This window comes from Streptomyces sp. NBC_00569 (assembly GCF_036345255.1).
Classification (GTDB): domain Bacteria; phylum Actinomycetota; class Actinomycetes; order Streptomycetales; family Streptomycetaceae; genus Streptomyces.
In genome coordinates this window covers 8947612-8966491 of the sequence record NZ_CP107783.1, presented here as the reverse complement: position 1 = coordinate 8966491, position 18880 = coordinate 8947612, and the positions used below count along the sequence as shown (strand labels likewise).

Annotated in this window: 20 protein-coding genes; 5 read left to right on the top strand and 15 right to left on the bottom strand. The window is 71.0% G+C overall.

The window, feature by feature from the left end; all coding sequences use genetic code 11:
* Positions 1-67: 67 nt before the first annotated feature.
* The gene (locus OHO83_RS40475) at positions 68-1219 is read left to right on the top strand and encodes a serine hydrolase domain-containing protein (protein ID WP_266666729.1); all 1152 of its coding nucleotides are present in this window, start codon (positions 68-70) and stop codon (positions 1217-1219) included.
* 122 nt (positions 1220-1341) lie between these two features.
* On the opposite strand, the gene hemC is transcribed toward OHO83_RS40475, so the two are convergent.
* Positions 1342-2277: a hydroxymethylbilane synthase gene (gene hemC, locus OHO83_RS40470; RefSeq protein WP_266666731.1), complete on the bottom strand. Its 936-nt coding sequence runs from the start codon at positions 2275-2277 to the stop codon at positions 1342-1344.
* 45 nt (positions 2278-2322) lie between these two features.
* Entirely contained in the window at positions 2323-3078 is a 756-nt protein-coding gene (locus tag OHO83_RS40465) for a hypothetical protein (RefSeq protein ID WP_266666733.1), read from the bottom strand.
* Positions 3079-3266: 188 nt separating this feature from the next.
* On the opposite strand from OHO83_RS40465, the gene OHO83_RS40460 reads away from it, so the two are divergent.
* Positions 3267-3800 (top strand): GNAT family N-acetyltransferase, encoded by a 534-nt coding sequence (locus OHO83_RS40460; RefSeq protein ID WP_266666735.1) that lies wholly within the window; start codon positions 3267-3269, stop codon positions 3798-3800.
* A 4-nt stretch (positions 3801-3804) separates the two neighbouring features.
* Here the strand turns inward: OHO83_RS40460 and OHO83_RS40455 are convergent, their stop codons facing one another.
* The gene (locus OHO83_RS40455; RefSeq protein ID WP_266666737.1) at positions 3805-4398 is read right to left on the bottom strand and encodes a helix-turn-helix domain-containing protein; all 594 of its coding nucleotides are present in this window, start codon (positions 4396-4398) and stop codon (positions 3805-3807) included.
* 147 nt (positions 4399-4545) lie between these two features.
* Between OHO83_RS40455 and OHO83_RS40450 the strand changes: the two genes are divergently transcribed.
* The gene (locus OHO83_RS40450) at positions 4546-5622 is read left to right on the top strand and encodes an NAD(P)/FAD-dependent oxidoreductase (RefSeq protein WP_266676102.1); all 1077 of its coding nucleotides are present in this window, start codon (positions 4546-4548) and stop codon (positions 5620-5622) included.
* A gap of 112 nt (positions 5623-5734) precedes the next feature.
* Entirely contained in the window at positions 5735-5908 is a 174-nt protein-coding gene (locus tag OHO83_RS40445) for a hypothetical protein (protein ID WP_266666739.1), read from the top strand.
* A 43-nt stretch (positions 5909-5951) separates the two neighbouring features.
* Here OHO83_RS40445 and OHO83_RS40440 read toward each other — a convergent pair whose 3' ends face one another.
* The 5 genes from OHO83_RS40440 to OHO83_RS40420 form a co-directional block, all read right to left on the bottom strand.
* A complete protein-coding gene (locus OHO83_RS40440) occupies positions 5952-6596 on the bottom strand; it encodes a GOLPH3/VPS74 family protein (protein WP_266666741.1) in 645 nt (214 codons plus the stop codon).
* A gap of 123 nt (positions 6597-6719) precedes the next feature.
* Entirely contained in the window at positions 6720-7409 is a 690-nt protein-coding gene (locus tag OHO83_RS40435) for an alpha/beta fold hydrolase (protein WP_266666743.1), read from the bottom strand.
* Between the two features lie 89 nt (positions 7410-7498).
* On the bottom strand, positions 7499-8401 hold the full coding sequence (locus OHO83_RS40430) for a polysaccharide deacetylase family protein (RefSeq protein ID WP_266666745.1): 903 nt from the start codon (positions 8399-8401) through the stop codon (positions 7499-7501).
* Positions 8402-8417: 16 nt separating this feature from the next.
* Complete coding sequence (locus OHO83_RS40425; RefSeq protein ID WP_266666747.1) at positions 8418-9572, bottom strand: maleate cis-trans isomerase family protein; 1155 nt, start codon at positions 9570-9572, stop codon at positions 8418-8420.
* On the bottom strand, positions 9569-10906 hold the full coding sequence (locus OHO83_RS40420) for an MFS transporter (protein WP_266666749.1): 1338 nt from the start codon (positions 10904-10906) through the stop codon (positions 9569-9571). Before OHO83_RS40420 ends, OHO83_RS40425 begins: the two co-directional genes overlap by 4 nt.
* 139 nt (positions 10907-11045) lie before the next feature.
* On the opposite strand from OHO83_RS40420, the gene OHO83_RS40415 reads away from it, so the two are divergent.
* Positions 11046-11726, top strand: a complete 681-nt coding sequence (locus OHO83_RS40415; protein WP_266666751.1) for a GntR family transcriptional regulator — start codon at positions 11046-11048, stop codon at positions 11724-11726.
* A 114-nt stretch (positions 11727-11840) separates the two neighbouring features.
* On the opposite strand, the gene OHO83_RS40410 is transcribed toward OHO83_RS40415, so the two are convergent.
* The 7 genes from OHO83_RS40410 to OHO83_RS40380 form a co-directional block, all read right to left on the bottom strand.
* On the bottom strand, positions 11841-12353 hold the full coding sequence (locus OHO83_RS40410; protein WP_266666753.1) for a hypothetical protein: 513 nt from the start codon (positions 12351-12353) through the stop codon (positions 11841-11843).
* Between the two features lie 75 nt (positions 12354-12428).
* Positions 12429-13217, bottom strand: coding sequence for an SAM-dependent methyltransferase (locus OHO83_RS40405; RefSeq protein ID WP_266666755.1), 789 nt, complete (start codon positions 13215-13217; stop codon positions 12429-12431).
* Between the two features lie 66 nt (positions 13218-13283).
* Positions 13284-14726: a hydrolase gene (locus OHO83_RS40400; protein WP_266666757.1), complete on the bottom strand. Its 1443-nt coding sequence runs from the start codon at positions 14724-14726 to the stop codon at positions 13284-13286.
* 176 nt (positions 14727-14902) lie between these two features.
* A complete protein-coding gene (locus tag OHO83_RS40395) occupies positions 14903-15775 on the bottom strand; it encodes a MurR/RpiR family transcriptional regulator (RefSeq protein ID WP_266666759.1) in 873 nt (290 codons plus the stop codon).
* 166 nt (positions 15776-15941) lie between these two features.
* Positions 15942-17156: a M20 family metallopeptidase gene (locus OHO83_RS40390; protein ID WP_266666761.1), complete on the bottom strand. Its 1215-nt coding sequence runs from the start codon at positions 17154-17156 to the stop codon at positions 15942-15944.
* The gene (locus tag OHO83_RS40385) at positions 17153-17905 is read right to left on the bottom strand and encodes an amino acid ABC transporter ATP-binding protein (RefSeq protein ID WP_266676104.1); all 753 of its coding nucleotides are present in this window, start codon (positions 17903-17905) and stop codon (positions 17153-17155) included. Before OHO83_RS40385 ends, OHO83_RS40390 begins: the two co-directional genes overlap by 4 nt.
* 8 nt (positions 17906-17913) lie before the next feature.
* The gene (locus tag OHO83_RS40380) at positions 17914-18879 is read right to left on the bottom strand and encodes an amino acid ABC transporter permease (protein WP_266666763.1); all 966 of its coding nucleotides are present in this window, start codon (positions 18877-18879) and stop codon (positions 17914-17916) included.
* Between the last annotated feature and the right edge of the window lies 1 nt (position 18880).

Sequence of the window (18880 nt, the reverse complement as noted above, 5' to 3'; positions counted from 1 at the left end):
CCCGGCCGATGATTTCGCGCCGCGCGGGGAGTCTCCCCTCCGACACCACACTCGAGAAGGTGGATCGATGACCAGCTTGCAGGACATTTTCGCGCCGCACGTCCGTGACGGTTCACTGCCGGGGGCAGTGGCACTGGTGGCCCGTGGCGACCGGGTCGAGGTGGCGACCGCAGGCTCGGCCGCCCTCGGTGGCGGCTCCCCGATGGCCCGCGACTCGATCTTCCGGATCGCCTCGATCACCAAGCCCATCACGGCCGCCGCGGTGATGATGCTGGTCGACGAGGGACGGATCGCGCTCGACGACCCGGTCGACCGGTGGCTTCCCGAGATCGCGAAACCGGTCGTGGTCCGCACGCCGGACGCTCCTGTCGACGACGTGGTCCCGGCGGCCCGGCCGATCACGGTGGCCGATCTGCTGACGTTCCGCGCGGGATGGGGCTTCCCGTCCGACTTCTCGCTGCCGGCGGTCCAGTCCCTTCTCGGCCTCCAGAAACACGGCCTCTCCCCCCAGCTCGTCCCGGCGCCCGACGAGTGGATGGCGCATCTCGCCCGTATCCCGCTGCTCGACCAGCCGGGTGAGGCATGGCTGTACAACACGTGTTCCGACATCCAGGGGGTGCTGATCTCCCGGGTGTCGGGGAGCGCGCTGCCGGACTTCCTCGCCGAGCGTGTCTTCGAGCCGCTCGGGATGACCGACACCGGATTCGAGGTACCGGCCGGCAAGCTGGACCGGTTCACCACGTCCTACCGCCCGCGCGCGGAAGGCGGCCTCGAACCGGCGGACGCGCCGGACGGACAGTGGAGCAGCCTGCCCGCGTTCCCGTCCGGCGCGGGCGGGCTCGTCTCCACCGCCGACGACTGGTACGCCTTCGCCAGGATGCTGCTCGCGGAGGGGGTCGCGGGCGGCCGACGGATCCTGTCGTCCGACGCTGTACGGCAGATGACGACAGATCATCTGACGGCTGCTCAGCGCGAAGCCAGCGGCCTGTTCACGGAGGGCCAGGGCTGGGGCTTCGGCGGCTCGGTCGACGTGGCACCCGTCGATCGGTGGAACGTCATGGGCCGCTACGGCTGGGTCGGCGGCACCGGGACCGCGGCGCACCTCGTCCCGTCCACGGGCGCGGTCGGCATCCTGCTCACGCAAGTGGAAATGACCGGTCCGACCCCGCCCGCGCTGATGCGCGACTTCTGGCGGTACACGGCCGCCGAGACCGCCTGACCGTCAGTCGCCCGGCTGCGAGACGGCCGTCTGCACGCGGGCCCACACCGCTCGGCGAGACCCTGGACCGCACCCTCGCGTGGTGCGGCGAGTGGCTCGCCTCGCGGTGACGGACCCGGTGTTCAGTGCGCGATCGAGTCGATCAGCTCACGCGCCCCCTGGCGCAGCAGGGCCACGGCGACCGACGTGCCGAGGGTGGCGGGGTCGAGGGGGCCGGCCCACTCGTGCGCGTTGAGCACGGTCTTCCCGTCGAGGGTGAACACGCAGGCCCGCAGCGACAGATCACCGCTGCGCTCCGCCCTGGCGAACCCTGCGATCGGGCTGTTGCAGTGCCCCTGGAGCACGTGGAGGAACATGCGCTCCGCGCTCGCCTCGCGATGGGCGTCGGGGTCACCGAGCCCCGAGATCGTGTCGATCAGATCGGCGTCGCCCTCGCGGCACTGAAGGGCCAGGATCCCGGCGCCGATCGGCGGGCACATGACCTCGGCCGACAGGATCTCCGTGATCACGTCCGTACGACCGATACGTTCGAGGCCGGCGGCGGCAAGGAGGAGCGCGTCGGCGTCGCCCGCCGCGAGCTTCTCCAGGCGCCGGTTCGCGTTGCCGCGCATGGGCACGCACTCCAGGTGCGGGTACGCGGCGGCGAGCTGGGCGATGCGGCGCACAGACGACGTGCCGATCCGTGTGCCGGACGGGAGTTGATCGAGCGTCAGGCCGTCCGGGTGGATGAGGGCGTCCCTGATGTCGTCCCGCTTGAGGAACGCGGCGAACACCGTTCCGGCGGGCAGGGGGCGGTCGGCGGGCACGTCCTTGACGCAGTGCACCGCGAGGTCGGCCTCACCGGCGAGCAGCGCGGCGTCGACCTCCTTGGTGAACGCTCCCTTCCCCTCGACCAGGGACAGGTCGCCCATCCACTTGTCGCCGGTCGTCTTGACGGGGACGACCGTCGTGCGGATTTCCGGGTGCAGGGCGGCCAGTTCGGCGCGTACGCGCTCGACCTGGGCCAGCGCCATGGGCGAGTCGCGGGAGACGATACGGATCAGTTCAGGGGCGGACATGGCCCCAGGATAGGGGGTCATGTCCGCCCCGCCCGCGTGACGGGTTCAGCCTGCGGGCGTGAACTTGTCACCCGTCACCGTGACCTGGCGCCCGGCCGGTGTGTCGGTCGACGTGCTGCTGAGGCAGCTGCCGGACGTGGGGTCGGTGACGGTCGGGAGGCTTCCCGTGTACGTGTTACCTCCCTCCGCCCCTACGGGCTCGCCGTAGGTGACGGTGACCTGCTGCGCGCAGCCCGCCGTCAGATACGGCTCGATGAACCCCTGGTCGGCGGCCTTGAACCGGCCGGACGCCACCGGGAGCCTGAAGCTGCCGATGTGCGCGACGTCGGCGCCGGTCTCGGTGTTGACGACGTCACCGTTCATCAGCTGTGTCGTGCCGTCGTCACTCACACGCGAGAGCTCGACGGCGTACATCGTGCCCTTCGTGTAGGGGAACTGGACGGCGCAGCTGACGCCCGCGCCTCCGTCGGCGCCGTACGCGCAGTGGCTGTCCGTGGTGGTGGCGCTGGCGTTGAACGAGCTGAAGACGGCCTGGAGAGTGGGCTTTCCGTCGACGGCCGGCTTGGGCTGGAAGCCCGCGTACGGCCGGGTCCCGCTCTCCAGGGTGGTGTAGTACGCGAAGTAGATGCCGGACGCGTCGGGTGCCGACTCGAACGACATCGGCAGGGTCAGCTCGGTGACGGGCGTCGGTGCGCCCGTCGTCCAGCGGACGGTGGGCGTCGAGGCCCAGCTCTCGCCCGCCGCGCCCAACGTGAGCAGTACGGCGGCTCCGGCGGCTGTGGCCAGACGTAGCGGCTTCATCGTCTCTCCTCGGACTCGGTGGTGTGCGGGCTGCGCGACAGCATGTAAGCGTTTGCTATCCACTCGCAAGAGGGCTTGGAATGTTTCTGTCTTTTACTATGGCGGCGGGGATTTGACGGGTAGTAACCGCTCACATCGAGAGGGCGGGCCCGCACACCCAGCACCGGCACACGAGAGACGGGAAGTCCGTGGACGCGAGCCAGGCCCGGCACACCGACGGCGGCCTCACGGTCCGCAAGGGAGGGGCCGAGTTCATCGACCGCCTCGCGCCCCTGTGGCTCGCGCTGCACGCACATCACCGGTCCGCGCAGCCCGGGTTCACCTACTTCCCCGACGACAGCTCCTGGGAACTGCGCCGCGGCTGCTACCGGCGCTGGATCCTCGACGAGGGCTCGTTCGTCCTGCTCGCCGAACGGGACGGACAGCCCGTCGGCTACGCATTCGTACAGATCGAGGAAGGCCCCGACGACACCTGGGTGACCGGCGACCGCATCGCCGAACTCCAGACGCTGGCCGTCCTTCCGGCCGAGCGCGGCCACGGCATCGGCACGCTTCTGCTCGACCTGGTCGACGCCGAACTGGACCGCATGGGCGTCGCCGACCTGCTCATCGGCACACTGGCCGCGAACACCGGGGCGCAGCGCCTCTACGAACGCCGCGGTCTGCGCCCGGTGTTGGTGTACTACGCCCGGTTCGGCGCCGACGACGCGAAGCCGGCGTAGGAACTCATCCCTCGCTCGGCCGTGCCCGCACGTGGAGCCGTTCACCCTGGGGGCCGAACAGGGAGAGGAACTCGACCGGGTACGTGCCGGCGTTGGCGAAGCCGTGCGGGGTGCGGGTGTCGAATTCGGCGGCCTCGCCGGCCGTCAGGACGAGGTCGTGCTCGCCCAGGGCCAGATGCAGGCGGCCGGTGAGCACATAGAGCCACTCGTAGCCCTCGTGCGTCTTCTGTTCGGGCCGCACGCCCTCGCCGAGTTCGCGCACCGGCATGATCTGTTTGTAGGCGTGCAGGCCGCCGAGGTGCCGGGTCAGCGGGATGAAGGTGTGGCCGTGGCGGGTGATGGGGCGCGGGTGGATCCGGGGGTCGCCCGTGTCAGGGGCGCCGACCAGCTCGTCGAGCGCCACGCGGTGGGCCTTGGCCAGCGGCAGCAGCAGTTCCAGCGTGGGCTTGCGCTGCCCGGACTCCAGGCGCGAGAGGGTGCTCAGCGAGATCCCGGTCTCCTCGCTCAACTGGGCCAGGGTCGTCCCGCGCTCGTGCCGCAGGGCGCGCAGCCGCGGCCCCACGCCGGCCAGGACCGGGGTGAACTCGTCGTCGCTCATGCCTCGATTTTGCTCTTACGGCAAAGAACTTTGTCAATCGGAGCGGGGTCGGCGCAGTCTCGGTGGCGAATGGAGGCGATCCCCATGAGTGATCACCTGAGCGAGCAGGTCAGCCGGCAGACGAGGCAGCAGATGACGGGGCAGCAGATGGAGCCGACGGTGAGCGTTCACCCTTCGCAGGACGAGCAGCGCTACGACGTCGTGGTGATCGGCGGTGGAGCCGCCGGGCTGAGCGGGGCCCTGACCCTGGGGCGGGCCCGCCGCTCGGTCCTCGTGATCGACGCGGGCGAGCCGCGCAACGCCCCGGCCGACGGCGTGCACAACTACCTGGGCCGCGAGGGCACACCCCCCGGCGAGCTGGTGGCCGCCGGCCGCGGGGAGGTGCGCCGGTACGGCGGGGAGATCGTGGCGGGCCGCGTCACCACGGCCGAACGCGACGGCGACGGATTCCGGGTCGTGCTCGACGACGGCGGCGAGGTGCGGGCCTCCCGCCTGCTTGTCACGACGGGCCTGGTGGACGAGCTGCCCGAGGTGCCCGGCCTTGCCGCACTGTGGGGCTCGGACGTCCTGCACTGCCCGTACTGCCACGGCTGGGAGGTCCGCGACCAGGCGGTCGGTGTCCTCGGGACGGGACCGGCCGCGGTGCACCAGGCCCTGATGTGGCGGCAGTGGACCAAGAGCGTCACCCTCTTCCTGCACACGGCGCCCGAGCCCGGCGACGAGGAGTACGAGCAGCTCGCCGCCCGCGGCATCAGTGTGGTCGACGGAACGGTGAGCGCGCTGGAGAGCGAGAACGGCCGGCTGGCCGGGGTGCGCCTGGAGCGCGGGACGCTCGTGCCGGTCCAGGCGATGGTGGTCGCGCCCCGGTTCACCGCGCGCGCCGGCTTCCTCGGTGCCCTGGGGCTCGAAGCGACCGCGCAGGAGATGAACGGCATGGTGATCGGCACGCGCATCCCCGCCGACCCCACCGGTCGGACCGCGGTACCGGGCGTGTGGGCGGCGGGCAACGTCACCGAGCTCACCGAGCAGGTCATCGGCTCGGCCGCCGCGGGACTGCGTGCGGCCGCGGCCATCAACGCGGACCTGACGGCGGCGGAGACCCGGGCCGCCGTCGAGGCGCGGCGCGCCGACTTCTCCGCTGCGTCGGACGTCTCCGGCTTCTCCCCCGAGGCCGAACGCCGGGTGTCCGAGCGGGTTCTCGGCAGCCGGCGTCACGGCCTGTGACACGGGGAGGCCTCCTGTGCCCGCCCGACGTGAGCCGCGCATCGGCGCAGTGCGGCGCGCGTCCCGTCGTCCATGAACCCCGGCCTCGACGGCGGCCCATGGCGAGCGCGCGATGACAGCGGGCGTCGCGGGGGCCACCCGCGGACGCCTGCTGTCCCTGGCCCCGTCCGTCCCGCTGCTGATTTTCACCCGGACCGCGCAGCACGGCGGCCGGGCGGCCTGTCTCGCGAAGTGCATCGTCCGCGCCGGGGAACGGCTCTCGGTCAACCGGCCGCCGCAGTCGTAGGACGCCCGACGGGGCCCGCTACGGGGGCCGCGCGGCGTGACGGTCAGCCGCCGCCCAGCCCGCCCTGCGCGGCCACCATCGTCATGCCGAGGCCGCCGATCGCCTTGCCCAGGCCGGGGGTCACGGCGTCGAGCCGTCCCGTCAGTTCCTCGATGCGTTCCTTGCGGGCGTGGGCGTCCGCGCGGGAGACGACCGACCGGATGCCGCCGACAGCGGCCAGGGCCACCAGCGCGGCGTCGGCGGGCGCGATCAGCGCGGCGGGCTCGGTGCCGTGCAGGAGCCCGGCCGCCGTGGCCTGGAGCGAGGTGACGGCGGACGCGTCCCGCACCGTCACCTCGCGCCGGGACCGGCCGAAGGACCTCTTCTCCTCGACGGCGAGCACCCCCTGGGCGACGAGCCGGTCCTCGACCGCGAGCAGCGTCTCCCTGCGGTCGTGCCTGATCCAGGACTTCCAGCCGCGCCGGTCGCGCGCGACATGGTCGAGCGTCAGGTCGAGGACCGGGTCCCCGGTCGGCCCCGGCTCCGCGACGGACACATCGCCGTGGGAGGCGACGAGGTTCCCCCGGATCGCCAGCTCGGCCAGGACGGCGGCCCGCAGCAGGAACCCGGTCCTCGTACGGTCGTAGAGGTCGTGGGCGGGGGTGTCGTAGGCCGTCAGGTAGATCCGGCCGTACAGGGTCTGCGTCATGGCATCGACGCTACGACGCTCGTGGGCGGAAGTGATCCGCCCAGCGGGTGGAACGGCCCTGGGCACAACGGATGAGTGGGCCGCCGGGCGCTCGTCCTGACGGATGAGTCACGCCACCGGGTGTCAGGCAGTTTCCTTGACGTAGGCCTCCAGCCGGTCCACCAGCTCCATCGGGTGGCTCAGCGCCGCCAGATGGCCGCCCGGCACCTCGTCCGGGATGATGCCGAGCCGGTCCTCCGCCACCCGGCGCTGGAAGTCGGCGGGGAAGAAGCGGTCGTCGCGGCCGGTCACCACCCGGGTCTCCACCGCCGGCCACACGTCGAGGGTGAACGGTGTGGCGAAGGCCGCCTCGGACTCGTCCTGGTTGTGCTCCGCCGACGCGTCGATCTGTGCCTGCGACAGGTCGTGCAGGAAGTACGTCTGCAGGTCGGTCTCCGCGTCGGGGTCGCGGCCCTCGCGCGCGTCGTTCGCGCGGCGGGCCGCCTCCTGGCCGGTGTTGGCCCACCACTCCCCCGGTGTTTCGCCGGGCCGCGGGATCATCCCGTTGACCAGTACGAGGAGGGACACGGGCAGGCGCGGGCAGACCAGCGGCGCGGTGAACCCGCCGAGGGACTGCCCCACGACCACCAGGTCGGTCCGGTCACCGACCGCGTCGACGACCGTGTCCACGTACTCCGGAAGACCCGCCCGGACATCGTCCCCGGGCAGGTCCACGGAGACGACGTCCCGCCCGCGGCGGCCGAGCTCGTCACTGACCCCGTGCCAGTACCAGGCCGAGCCGCCGGCTCCGGGGATCAACACGTACGTGGTCATGGTGCACCCTCCACGATGGGACCGTCCGTCGTCTGTGTGACCGTCGCCGTGACGACCGTCCTCTCTCTGACTGTCGTTCCCCGCGGAACTCACCGCATGTCGACAGGCCTCTCCTTGGACTCGAACGGGAAGCGGCGGCGGAAGTCGTCGGCCGCGTCCTCCAGGGTGCAGAAGGAGACTCCCTCGTGGGCCGAGACGTAGTCGATGAAGCGTTCCAGCATCAGCAGCACCTGGGGGCGGCCCGAGACGTCCGGGTGCAGGGTCACCGGGACGACCGCGTAGTCGAGCTCGCGGTGGACCCAGTCGAACTGGTCCTTCCAGTCCTGTTCGAGCGCGCGCGGGGACACGTAGCCGTGGCTGTTGTGGGAGTGCTTGTTGAACATCATGGGCGGGAGGTCGTCCACGTACCAGTTGCCGCAGAACTCGACGAGGTCGACCTCGTGGCCGTGGATGAGGGGCTTCATCCAGTCCTTCGCCTCACCGGAGTAGTCGATCTTCGTCCAGGAGTCGCCGACGCGGGCGTAGAAGGGGGTGAAGTCACGGTAGTTCTGGGAGTGGTCGTAGGAGAAGCCGTACTTGTGGAGCAGTGCGGCGGTGGACTCGGACATCTCCCACCAGGGGGCGACGTAGCCCTTGGGCCTGCGGCCGGTGAACTGTTCGATCAGTTCGACGGACTTCGCGAGGACGTCCTCCTCCTGCTGGGGAGACATCGCGATGGGGTTCTCGTGGCTGTAGCCGTGCGCGCCGATCTCGTGGCCCGCCTCGACGACCATGCGGGTCTGCTCGGGGAACGTCTCGATCGAGTGGCCGGGGATGAACCACGACGTGCGGATGCCATGACGTTCGAACAGCTTGAGCAGGCGCGGGGTGCCGATCTCGCCGGCGAAGACACCGCGCTGGATGTCGTTCGGGGAGTCCTCCCCGCCGTAACTGCCGAGCCAGCCGGCGACGGCGTCGACGTCGACTCCGAGGGCGATCTTGATGTCCTTCATGGGGGCTGCTCCTAGCTCACAGGGCGGTACGGATGCGGGCGACGGCGTCGTCGAGCGCCGCGGTGTCGGTGGGCGTCCAGTCGCGTTCGGTCATGCTGTGGACGGAGATCCAGCCGGTCATGGCTCCGCCCGTCTCCACGGGGGCGAGCATCTGGGCCTGCACCCCGTAGACGTCGATGAGGGCCTGCGGCGGGTGGGGGTCCCCCTGGAAGTGGGGCTGGATCAGAGGCTTCCGGTGCTGTTCGAGCCACACGACGGTGTTCAGATTGCGCTGGTCGAGCGAGGCGTCGCGGCGGATCGGGCGGATGCCGGGGCGCAGCGCCTCTCCGGCGGTGAGGTCGACGTGCAGGCCGAGCTCGGGCAGGTCGACGCGGAACGTGGTGCGGTCGGCGCCGGTCGCGGCGAGGAGGCCGGTGAGGGTGTCCTGGATCAGGGCCCGCAGGCTGCCCGAGCGGAGCAGGTCGCCGTGGCCGGTGACGCGGGGCGCGACGCCCGCGAGGTCGAGGGCCTTCCAGAGGGTGACGGTGACCGAGTCCAACACCGGTATGCGCAGGGTCTGTTCGAGGCGTTCGGCCGCCGGTGCGCCGTGCACGTTCGTGCAGAGGACGGCCACCGCGTGCGTGTCGTCCTCGGCGGCCTGCTCGATCCGGCGGGCGACGTCGGCGGCGGGGATCCGGGCGAAGGCCTCGTTGTCGTCCTCGCCGAACGGCTCCGCGAGGGAGCAGGTGATCCCCTCCTTCGCGTAGGTGTCGACGATGCGCTCGCACACGTCCCGGGTGTAGGGCAGCGCGAGTCCGAGCCGGGTGACGCCGTACGCGGCGCAGGCGTCGAGGAGGGCGAGCGTGGAGGTGGTGGCGGGGATGCCGGTCTCGGCGGTGATCGCGGCGGCGAGTGCGCGGTCGCGTTCGATGCCGAGCCATGAACCCGAGGTGCCGTTCCACGCGATGACGTCGACCTTGGCGTCGGCCAGTCCGCGGGCCGCGGTCAGCATCGGGCTGGGGTCGAACTGGGCGTCGCTGTCCCCGTCCAGGGCGATCCGGGTGACCGGAACGCGCGCGAAGTGGGCACTCGCGGCGTTCGTGCCGTGCAGGAGGGCGTAGGTCTCCGGCTCCAGGGCGGTGTTGGACGACGGTGTGAGCATCCCGAGGCGGGGCGGTGCGTGACTGGTCATCGGGTGACGAGCCTCCTGGAGTAGTCGATGACGAGGGACGAGACGGTGAACAGGACTCCGGCGCCGACGAAGTAGAGCAGCGCCCAGGTGTAGGAGCCGGTGCCGCCGACGATGAACCCGACGGCGATGGGCGTGACGATTCCGGCGATGTTGCCGGAGAGGTTCATGGCGGCGCCGACGACGCCCGCGTTGGCCCGGCCGCCGAGGATCGAGGGCAGGGACCAGTACAGGCCGGCCCAGCGCAGGAAGAAGAGCACGCCGGAGAGCAGCGCGACGGCGGTCAGGGCGTCGGGGACGAGGACGACACCGAGGAGCCCGGCGACGACGGCGGCGCCCGCGATGCCCATCAGGGTGCGCATCACGCGGTTGGCTCCGGCGCCGGTGGCCTGCCAGCGGTCGGAGATCCAGCCGCCGGTCAGCTCGCCCACGAAGCCCGCGCCGAAGATGGCGAGGGTGGACCAGCCGATGGTCTTGATGTCGAAGCCCTTGGTCTCCGAGAGGTAGAGCGGGCCCCAGGTGAGGATGCCGTAGAAGACGCCGTTGAAGCCCATCCAGCCCAGGCACATGCCCCAGAACGAGCGGTACTTGAGGTAGGCGCCGAGACGGGCGCGGCGGTCGGTGCCGGCGGCGGCGTCCTCGGCGGCGTGGGCGCGGTCGATGTAGTCGGCCTCCGCCGCGTTGACGCGGCGATGGGCGCGCGGGGTGTCGCGCAGGAACCACAGGGCGAAGAAGCCGATGGCCGCGGTGAGGACACCGGCGACGACGAAGCTGATGCGCCAGCTGCCGGTCCAGGCGATGAGTCCGGAGATGGCGATGCCGCCGAGTGCGGAGCCGAGCGGTGCGCCGCCGTCCATGAGCACGGCGCCGCGGCCGCGTTCCTTCGCGGGCAGCCAGTTGGCGTTGAGCTTGCCGCCCGCGGGCATGACCGGGGCCTCCACCGCGCCGAGGAGCAGGCGGAACCCGAGGAGGGAGCCGACGCCGGTGGCCGCGCCGGTGAGTCCCGTCGCGACGCCCCAGCCGATGCAGGCGCCACCGGCCATGTAGCGGGGCCCGAAGCGGTCGATGAGCCAGCCGCTGGGGATCTGCATCAGGGCGTACGTCCAGAAGAACGCGCTGAGGACGAAGCCGGTGACCTCCTTGGAGAGGTGGAGGTCCTCGGTGATGAGGGGCAGCGCCACGGAGACGGAGCCGCGGTCGATGTAGTTGAGGGCCACGACGGCCAGGAGAAGGACGAAGACTTTCCAGCGGGTGCGTGTGGGCCGGGCGGCGGGGGCGGGCCCCGCGTCGGCCCCGGTTCTTTCATCTGTGCTGTGTACGGGGTTGACCTGCGACATGGCGGACCCTCGATTCGGCAGACTTCGGGTACGTGCTGACGTGCAACTTCCGCGCTATGGCATACCAAACAATGAAGGGAACCCCGCGGCCTCGTCAAGCGTTTGGTATACCGTAAGAGCAACTTTTCGGGGAGGACACATGACACAGGGCCAGACCCGGGACACCACGTCCCCGACCGGGACGGGGTGGCTGCGCGACCAGGTCTGCGAGGGGATCCGCGACCAGATCATCGGCGGCAGGCTCAAGCCGGGCGACCGCCTCGTCGAGCGGGACGTGGCCGAGGAGTTCGGCGTCTCCCGCATCCCGGTGCGCGAGGCCATCCGCGTCCTGATGAGCGAAGGGTTCCTCCAGGCCCTGTCCCCGCGGCGCATCGTCGTCAAGGAACTGTCACGCCAGGACGTGGCGAACCTCTTCGACCTGCGCGAGGCACTTGAGGTCCTCGCGGCGCGCCGCGCGGCGGAGAACGCGGACGAGGTTCAACTACGCCAGATGCAGCGCCTGCTGGAGAGCGCCCGCAAGGCCACGCTCGCCGGGCGCCCCGAGCGCGTGTCGCGCGCCAACACCGCGTTCCACCACCACATCGTCGAGATGGCGGGCAACGAACTCCTCGCCGCGACCCTCGAACCCCTGGAGGGCCGGCTGCGCTGGCTGTTCCATCAGATCGACGACCCCACGTCGGTGTGGGAGGAGCACCGACGCCTCTACGAGACGATCGCCGCGGCCGACCCCGAGGCGGCGGCCTCGTGCGCGCTCCGGCATGTGCGCCACTACAGGGAGGTGGCGCTGCGCCTCCTGTTCGACGCGCCCGACACCTACTGAGCCGCGGGGCCGGCCGCCCACCGGTCGGCCCACCGCGGCATCCCCTTCAACACCGCGCCGGCGCACAGGGCTTGGGCGTCGCGCCACGCGGAAGGACTCAGAAGGCGCGGGCGGTCAGTGTCCCGCGAGGAGCTTCACCCCCACCACACCGACCCCGATCACGGCGTCTACCACGGCCGCCAGGCTCGACGCGAGCAGCCCGCCGCCCATCCGGCGGCCCCCTTCGAAGCCCCAGGCGGCGAGGCCGGCGACGCCCACGCCGGCCGCGATCCACAGAGCGGTGTCGAGTTCGAGGGCGCCCGCCGCGGACAGGGCGTCCATCACCAGCGGGCCGGCCGCGGACGACAGGAGAGGGCTGCTGACGTACAGCATGTGCCGCGCCTCGGCGCGCGCCGGGAACCGCTTGTGCACGACGCGGTGCGACTGCACGTCCGCCACCAGCGTGGCCAGCCACAGGCCGACGGCGGTACCCGTCACATAGGCGGCAGCGGTCCAGTGCCCGGTGTGCGCGTTCTGCGCGAGGCCCACGACCACCGCGAGCATCGTGATCGCGGCGTAGATCCGCTCCTTCAGCCGCTCGCGCAGGGTGTTGAGCAACTCCCCTTTTTTCTCCACGTTCACTGCCATGCGCGAACAATAAATGCAGCGCCCGCCGGGAGATCACTCCCGCCGGACGCTGCACCGGTGTCCGCCGTGATGGGCCTACGGCTTGCGCGCCACCACGGCGTAGATTCCGCCGTCCTCCGCGAGCGGGGCGACCGTGCCCCGGAACCACTCCGTCGCCGTCACCAGGCCCGGCTCCACGAGTTCGAGCCCTTCGAAGAAGCGGCCGACCCCGTCGCGCGAACGGAACCCGAGCTCGATCCCGCCCTTGGCGTACTCGGCCGTCACCTGCGCGGAAAGCTCCGGAAAGATGTCGGACGACGCGTGCGACAGCACGAGATAACTTCCCGAGGGCAGCGCTTCCACCAGGGTGGAGACGATGTCGTACGGCTCCTGCTCCCCGGGCAGGAAGTGCATGAGCGCGATGAGCGAGAGCGCGATCGGCCGGTCGAAGTCGAGCAGCTTGCGGGCGTGGTCGAGGATCTCCCGGGGCGCGCGCACATCCCCCTGGACGTAGTCGGTCACGCCCTCGGGGCTGCTGACCAGCAGGGCCTCGGCGTGCCGCAGCACGATGGGGTCGTTGTCCGTGTAGACGACGCGCGACTCGGGGCGGATCCCCTGGACGATCTGGTGCAGGTTCGGCGCGGTCGGGATCCCGGTGCCGATGTCGAGGAACTGGTCGACGCCGTTGCCCGCCAGCCATGCGACGGCGCGGTGCATGAACTCACGGTTCTGGCGCGCCGCGTCCCGCGCCTGGGGAGGCAGTTGCTCCCCCACCTCCTCGTCGACGGGATAGTTGTCCTTGCCGCCGAGGAGATAGTCGTAGACACGGGCCGGGTGGGGCTTGCTGGTGTCTATCCGGGGGGTGGGTGGTGTCTCTGCCGTCATGGCCACGCAGTCTGCCACAGCAACTCGCTTGTCAGTACGGACGGTTGGCGGGTGACCTGCGGTCGGTCAGCTCACACTGACCGATGTGTCGTCGACGACGAACGACGTCTGGAGGGTGGACCCCTCCGTGCCGGTCAGTTTCACGGTCACCGACTGCCCCGCGTACGCGCCCAGGTTGAACGTCTTGAGCGCGTAGCCCGAGGCCGCGTCGAGGTTGGAGTACGTGCCGAGCGTCGACAGGACCGTGCCACCGCTGTTGAGGACCTGCACCTTGAGCGTGTCGTACGCCGTGGTGGCGGTGGTCTCGGCCGTGTCGATGTGGAGGTAGAGGCTGAGGGTGGCCGCGCAGCCGGTCGGGATGTTCACCGTCTGCGACAGGGTGTCGGTGTGGGCGGAGCCGTAACCGTCCATCCAGGCCTTGTAGGTGCCGGTGCGCGCGGGTTCGCCGGTGTCGTCGGTGATGACGCCGCTGGAGGCGGTCCAGGTGCTGCCGCCCGACTCGAAGCCCGGGTTGCCGAGGAGCTGGGCGGCGGCGCAGGTGCCACCGCCACCCCCGCTGCTGCCGGTGGCTCCGGAGAGCCACTCGGTGGCGTTCAGGGCGAGGGGCGCGTTCGTGCCCGCCGGGTCGTTCCAGCCGTCGTAGAGCGTGTTGCCGGACTGGCCCGTGCCGTCGTCGATCGGGGAGCTGTCGCCCCAGAACGCGACGCGGCCGCTGCCGAACGTGCTGGTGGCGAAGAAGGCGCCCGTGTTGCCGGAGGAGCCGGTGCGATAGACGAGGCCCTTGACCGAGGAGTTGTCGGCCGGCTTGAGCGTGGCCGTGGTGCCGCTGCGGATGATGCTGCCGCCGACCTTGCCGAACGACCCGTTGATGACGGGGTCGGTGGTGGAGGCGATGGCCTTCGGGTTGTCGGTGCTGATGCTCAGCGTGTCGACGGAGAAGCCGAACGGGTCCGTGGAGTCGACGGAGTTGTCGGTCATGAGGTCGTTGATGACCTCGACCGCGTCGATGCCGTCGTTGTTGCGGTCCGCGCCGGTGTGGTCGGAGATGAGGAAGAGACCGCCGCCGTTCTGGACGAACTTCATGACGGCGGTCTTCTCCGCCGCGCTGAGCAGCACGTTCGGCTCGGGCAGCACGAATGTGTCGAAGTTCTTGAGGTCCAGGGCCGACGAGGTCCCGTACGTGATGGTGTTGCCGGACGGCAGTGTCTTGAGCGCGTAGTCGCCGGTCTTCTGCAGGCCGACGCCCCATGCGGAGAGCGCGCCCGTCCAGTCGTTCTCGGCCGAGGGGGTCGCGTCCTGGCCGAGCGGGTCGGGCTGGCTGGTGCCGATGATCCAGTCGGCGTTGCCGGCGGTCTCGGCCTTGGTGTTGTCGAAGAGCACGCGGTGGGGAGTCGCGGCGGCGGCCGGGGGGGCGGCGGTCGCCCGACCTGCCGTCACACCGGCGAGGAGCATTCCGAGGACGGCGGCCGCGCAGGCGGCGCGGCGGCGGGGACGTCTGGATCCGAGCATCCGTCATACCTCCGTGAGGGGTGGGGAGAAGGCGGTGCGGGCGCTGAGTCTGCGCGCGTAGAACACCGACCGTGAGGAGGGAGAGCCACGCATGGTTGAACAGTACATGGCAATTCCGTGCCTCGACAGGGCATCGCCGGTCGACCGTCCGCGTCACCGCAAGCCGCGCCCCCGGGTCATTGCAGGCCGATACGCCGCGCGATCTCCTCGGTGTGCCGCAGGCGCGCCGGCGCGTCGTCGCCGAGCGCCGCGACAACTCCGGCGATGACGGTCTCGACCACGGCGAGGGTGGGCACGAAGCTGTCGTACGGCGACGGTGTCGTGACCAGACTGGACAGCACGACCTCGGCGTGCGCGGAGACCGGGGACAGCCATTTGTCGGTGAACAGGACGACCTTCGCGCCCTGCTCCAGGGCGAGTTGGGCCAGGGTGACCTTGTCCTGCTCGTAACGGCGGTAGTCGAAGACGACAAGGACGTCGCGGCGTGTGAGCCCGCCGAGTGCCGCGGTCCGCTCGACGTCGCCCGCGGGCAGGAGCCGGATGTCACCGCGCAACTGCATGAGGTGCAGCCCGAGGTACTGGGCGAGGAGATGGGTGAAGCGGCCACCGGCCAGGGTGATGCGCCGCTTGCCGTCGGCCAGGAGCGAGACGGCGTGTTCCAGATCGTGCGGCGGGAGTTCGGTGAGGGTCTGGGCGACGGCGGAGCTGAACAGCCGGCTGCCCCGCCCGAGAAGGGACGCGTCGCCGTCCGCCGCCTCGTCACTGCGGGAGCGGTCGGCGGATTCGTACAGGGACAGGGGTGAGGCGTTGCGTTCGTCGAGTTCCTCGCGCAGGGCGCTCTGGAAGTCGGGGAAGCCACGGTAGCCGAGCCGGTTGACGAAGCGGATGACGGTCGGGGCGCTGACGCCCGCCCGCTCGGCGAGGACGGCGACGGTCTCGAAGCCGGCGGAAGGGTAGTTGACCAGGAGGACGCGGGCGACTTTGCGCTCGGCCGGGCTGAGGTCGCCCAGCTTGTGCCGGATCACGTCGGCGAGTGCGCCGGAGGCCATCGCGGATTCCTTTCTCGGTCGTCGCGGGCGTGGGCCCGTGTGCCGAGCCTAATGCCGGTCGTCGGAGCCGCGGTCCCGGCCGTCGCCGCGCCCCGGGGCCACGACGGGTGCTCCCGCACCGGGCAACGGCGCGATCGAACCGGTGCGGGAGCGTCAGGGGGCAGCGTCAGTCGCTGCGGCTGTCACCGAGGTCGGCGATGAGAGAGGCGAGCAGGGCGACCCGGGCCGGGACCGAACTGACGTCGAGCCACTCCTCGGGGGTGTGGTCGGCGCCGCCGACCGGTCCCAGGCCGTCCAGTGTCGGGACTCCGGTGCCGGCGATGGTGTTGGCGTCCCCCACGCCACCCGTCGCCGTGGCCCCGAAGGACAGGCCCAGGCGTGCGCCGATGTCCTTGGCCCGGCCGAGCATCCGGCGGGAGGCGTCGGTGTCCTCCATCGGCGGGCAGGATTCGAGTTCTTCGACGGTGACGCGGGTGCCGGGGACGACAGGCCGCGCGGCGGCCTCCTCGATGGCGGCGGTGGCCTCGCGCATACCGCTGTCACTGGCCGAGCGGATCTCGACGAGGAGTTCCGCCTCGGGGCAGACGATGTTGAAACGGCTGCCCGCGCGGACGACGCCGACATTGAGGGTGACGCCCTCCCACATGCCGTTCAGCGCCTGGATCGCGATGACGAGGTGGGCGGCGGCCAGGGCCGCGTTCGCTCCGCGTTCGGGTTCGATGCCCGCGTGTGCGGCGCGTCCGGTGACGGTGAGCCTGAAGTCGGCCACGCCCTTCCGGGCGATGACCAGGTCGCCGTTCTCCCGGGCGCATTCGAGGGCGAGGGCGTAGTGCGCCCCCTCGGCGGCCCGCCGGATGACCGGTCGGCTGGCGGGTGAGCCGATCTCCTCGTCGGGCGTGGCGAGGAAGACGAGCTCCGCGTAGTCCTCGACCCCGGCCCGGGCGAGGATCTCGAGGGCGGCGAGTCCTGCGACCAGTCCTCCCTTGTCGTCGCTGACGCCGGGTCCGTGGGCGAGGGATCCGCTGAGGGAGAAGGGGCGTTCGGCAGCGGCCCCGTCGTCGAAGACGGTGTCCATGTGCGCCGCGAGCAGGAGTCTGCGGCCTCCATCGGCGACGGCGAGGCGACCGTGTCTGCGCCCGATGAGCACATCTCCGGTGCGGTGTCCGTGGGCCGGCGGCAGCGGGACGCGTTCCACGGAGAAGTCCAGCCGCTCGAGGCGGGCCCGGACCAGGTCGGCGACCCGGTTGACGCCGTCGGCGCTGTACGAGCCGGAGTCGATCGCGACGAGTTCGGCCAGCTCTTCGAGGTACCGCGCCTGGTGTGCGTGGGACAGGGCCAGCAGCGCCTCGTCGAGGGGCTGCCGCCGGGGCGGGGCGCTCACAGGACCTTCGAGAGGAAGGCGCGGGTGCGCTCCTGCTCCGGTTCGGCCAGGACCCGTCGGGGATCACCGGATTCGACGACGACGCCTTCGTCCATGAAGACGGCCAGGTCACCGACTTCGCGGGCGAAGCCGATCTCGTGCGTGACGACGACCATGGTCATGCCGTCGGCCGCGAGCCGGCGCATGACGTCGAGGACGTCACCGACGAGTTCGGGGTCGAGCGCCGATGTCGGTTCGTCGAACAGCATCAGTTTCGGCTTCATGGCGAGGGCGCGGGCTATGGCGACGCGCTGCTGCTGACCCCCGGAGAGCTCGGCCGGATAGTGACCCTCCCGGTCGGCGAGCCCCACCTGGCCCAGCAGAGCCCTCGCCTCGTCGCGGACCTGGTCCCTGGCGGCGCCTGCGACCTTTACGGGAGCCTCCATGACGTTCTCCAAGGCCGTCATGTGCGGGAAGAGGTTGAACCGCTGGAACACCATGCCGATGTCGCGCCGCCGGGCGGCGACCTCGCGCTCACGCAGCTCGTGGAGGCGGGCGCCCTGCGGCCGGTGGCCGACCGGTTCGCCGTCGACGGAAAGGCGGCCCCCGTCGATCTTCTCCAGATGGTTGATGCACCGCAGGAACGTGGACTTACCGGACCCCGAGGGCCCCAACAGGCAGCACACCTGGCCGCGTTCGACGGTCAGATCGATGCCCTTGAGGACCTGGAGCTTCCCGAAGTGTTTGCGCACGCCCTCGGCGTGCACCATGGGCGCGTTCAACGGCCCGCCTCCTTCTGTGTGCGGTTACGCAGGGCGGTGAGGGATCCGGCGCACAGGCGTCGCAGTGGGGAGACCTCGGCGCCGCGGGCCGTACCGCGCCCGTAGCGGCGTTCGAGCCACGCCTGCGGAACGCTCAGGACGCTGACCAGAGCCAGATACCAGAGGGATGCCACCACGAGCATGGGGATGACCTGGTAGTTCTGCCCGTACACGTCCTGGATGTTGGACATGAGGTCGTGCGCCGCGATCACCGACACCAGGGCGGTCATCTTGAGCATGTTGATCGTCTCGTTGCCCAGCGGCGGGATGATCACCCGCATCGCCTGGGGCAGCACGATCCGCCGCATGGTGAGCGCCGGGCGCATGCCGAGCGAGTGGGCCGCCTCGGTCTGCCCGGCGTCGACGGAGCGGATCCCGGCGCGGACGATCTCCGAGGCGTACGCGGCCTCGTTCAGGCCGAGCGCGAGCAGGGCCGCGACGGCCGGGGTGAGCAGGGTGTTGGTGTCAGCCTGGAAGAAGGTGACGCCGCTGAACGGGATACCGATCATCACGTTCTGGTAGAGGGCTCCGGCGTATCCCCAGAAGATGATCTGTACGAGCAGTGGAGTGCCGCGGAAGACCCAGACGAACAGCGACGAGAGGCCGTACAGGACCGGGTCGTCGGAGAGCCGCATGACAGCCACGAGGGTGCCGAGGACGAGGCCGAGGGTCATCGCGGCGACGGTCAGCCACAACGTGGTGGCCAGGCCGTCGAAGATGAGCCCGGCGAACAGGTAGTGGCCGACGACGTCCCAGTGCAGGTTGCCGTTCTTGGCGAGCGAGCCGATGAGGCCGGCCAGCGCGGCGACGGCGGCCACCGCGGAGATCCAGCGACCCCAGTGGCGGACAGGGACGATCTCGAAGGCGTCGGGTGCGGGGGTCTCGCCCGTGCGTCGCGTGCCCGTGGGGGTGGTGGTGGCCATC

Excerpts from the sequence above, each read along its gene's own strand:
- OHO83_RS40475 (WP_266666729.1), top strand. The coding sequence starts at position 68 with ATGACCAGCTTGCAGGACATTTTCGCGCCGCACGTCCGTGACGGTTCA.
- hemC (WP_266666731.1), bottom strand. The coding sequence starts at position 2,277 with ATGTCCGCCCCTGAACTGATCCGTATCGTCTCCCGCGACTCGCCCATG.
- OHO83_RS40465 (WP_266666733.1), bottom strand. The coding sequence starts at position 3,078 with ATGAAGCCGCTACGTCTGGCCACAGCCGCCGGAGCCGCCGTACTGCTC.
- OHO83_RS40455 (WP_266666737.1), bottom strand. The coding sequence starts at position 4,398 with ATGAGCGACGACGAGTTCACCCCGGTCCTGGCCGGCGTGGGGCCGCGG.
- OHO83_RS40450 (WP_266676102.1), top strand. The coding sequence starts at position 4,546 with ATGGAGCCGACGGTGAGCGTTCACCCTTCGCAGGACGAGCAGCGCTAC.
- OHO83_RS40445 (WP_266666739.1), top strand. The coding sequence starts at position 5,735 with ATGACAGCGGGCGTCGCGGGGGCCACCCGCGGACGCCTGCTGTCCCTG.
- OHO83_RS40440 (WP_266666741.1), bottom strand. The coding sequence starts at position 6,596 with ATGACGCAGACCCTGTACGGCCGGATCTACCTGACGGCCTACGACACC.
- OHO83_RS40435 (WP_266666743.1), bottom strand. The coding sequence starts at position 7,409 with ATGACCACGTACGTGTTGATCCCCGGAGCCGGCGGCTCGGCCTGGTAC.
- OHO83_RS40430 (WP_266666745.1), bottom strand. The coding sequence starts at position 8,401 with ATGAAGGACATCAAGATCGCCCTCGGAGTCGACGTCGACGCCGTCGCC.
- OHO83_RS40425 (WP_266666747.1), bottom strand. The coding sequence starts at position 9,572 with ATGACCAGTCACGCACCGCCCCGCCTCGGGATGCTCACACCGTCGTCC.
- OHO83_RS40420 (WP_266666749.1), bottom strand. The coding sequence starts at position 10,906 with ATGTCGCAGGTCAACCCCGTACACAGCACAGATGAAAGAACCGGGGCC.
- OHO83_RS40415 (WP_266666751.1), top strand. The coding sequence starts at position 11,046 with ATGACACAGGGCCAGACCCGGGACACCACGTCCCCGACCGGGACGGGG.
- OHO83_RS40410 (WP_266666753.1), bottom strand. The coding sequence starts at position 12,353 with ATGGCAGTGAACGTGGAGAAAAAAGGGGAGTTGCTCAACACCCTGCGC.
- OHO83_RS40405 (WP_266666755.1), bottom strand. The coding sequence starts at position 13,217 with ATGACGGCAGAGACACCACCCACCCCCCGGATAGACACCAGCAAGCCC.
- OHO83_RS40400 (WP_266666757.1), bottom strand. The coding sequence starts at position 14,726 with ATGCTCGGATCCAGACGTCCCCGCCGCCGCGCCGCCTGCGCGGCCGCC.
- OHO83_RS40395 (WP_266666759.1), bottom strand. The coding sequence starts at position 15,775 with ATGGCCTCCGGCGCACTCGCCGACGTGATCCGGCACAAGCTGGGCGAC.
- OHO83_RS40385 (WP_266676104.1), bottom strand. The coding sequence starts at position 17,905 with ATGGTGCACGCCGAGGGCGTGCGCAAACACTTCGGGAAGCTCCAGGTC.
- OHO83_RS40380 (WP_266666763.1), bottom strand. The coding sequence starts at position 18,879 with ATGGCCACCACCACCCCCACGGGCACGCGACGCACGGGCGAGACCCCC.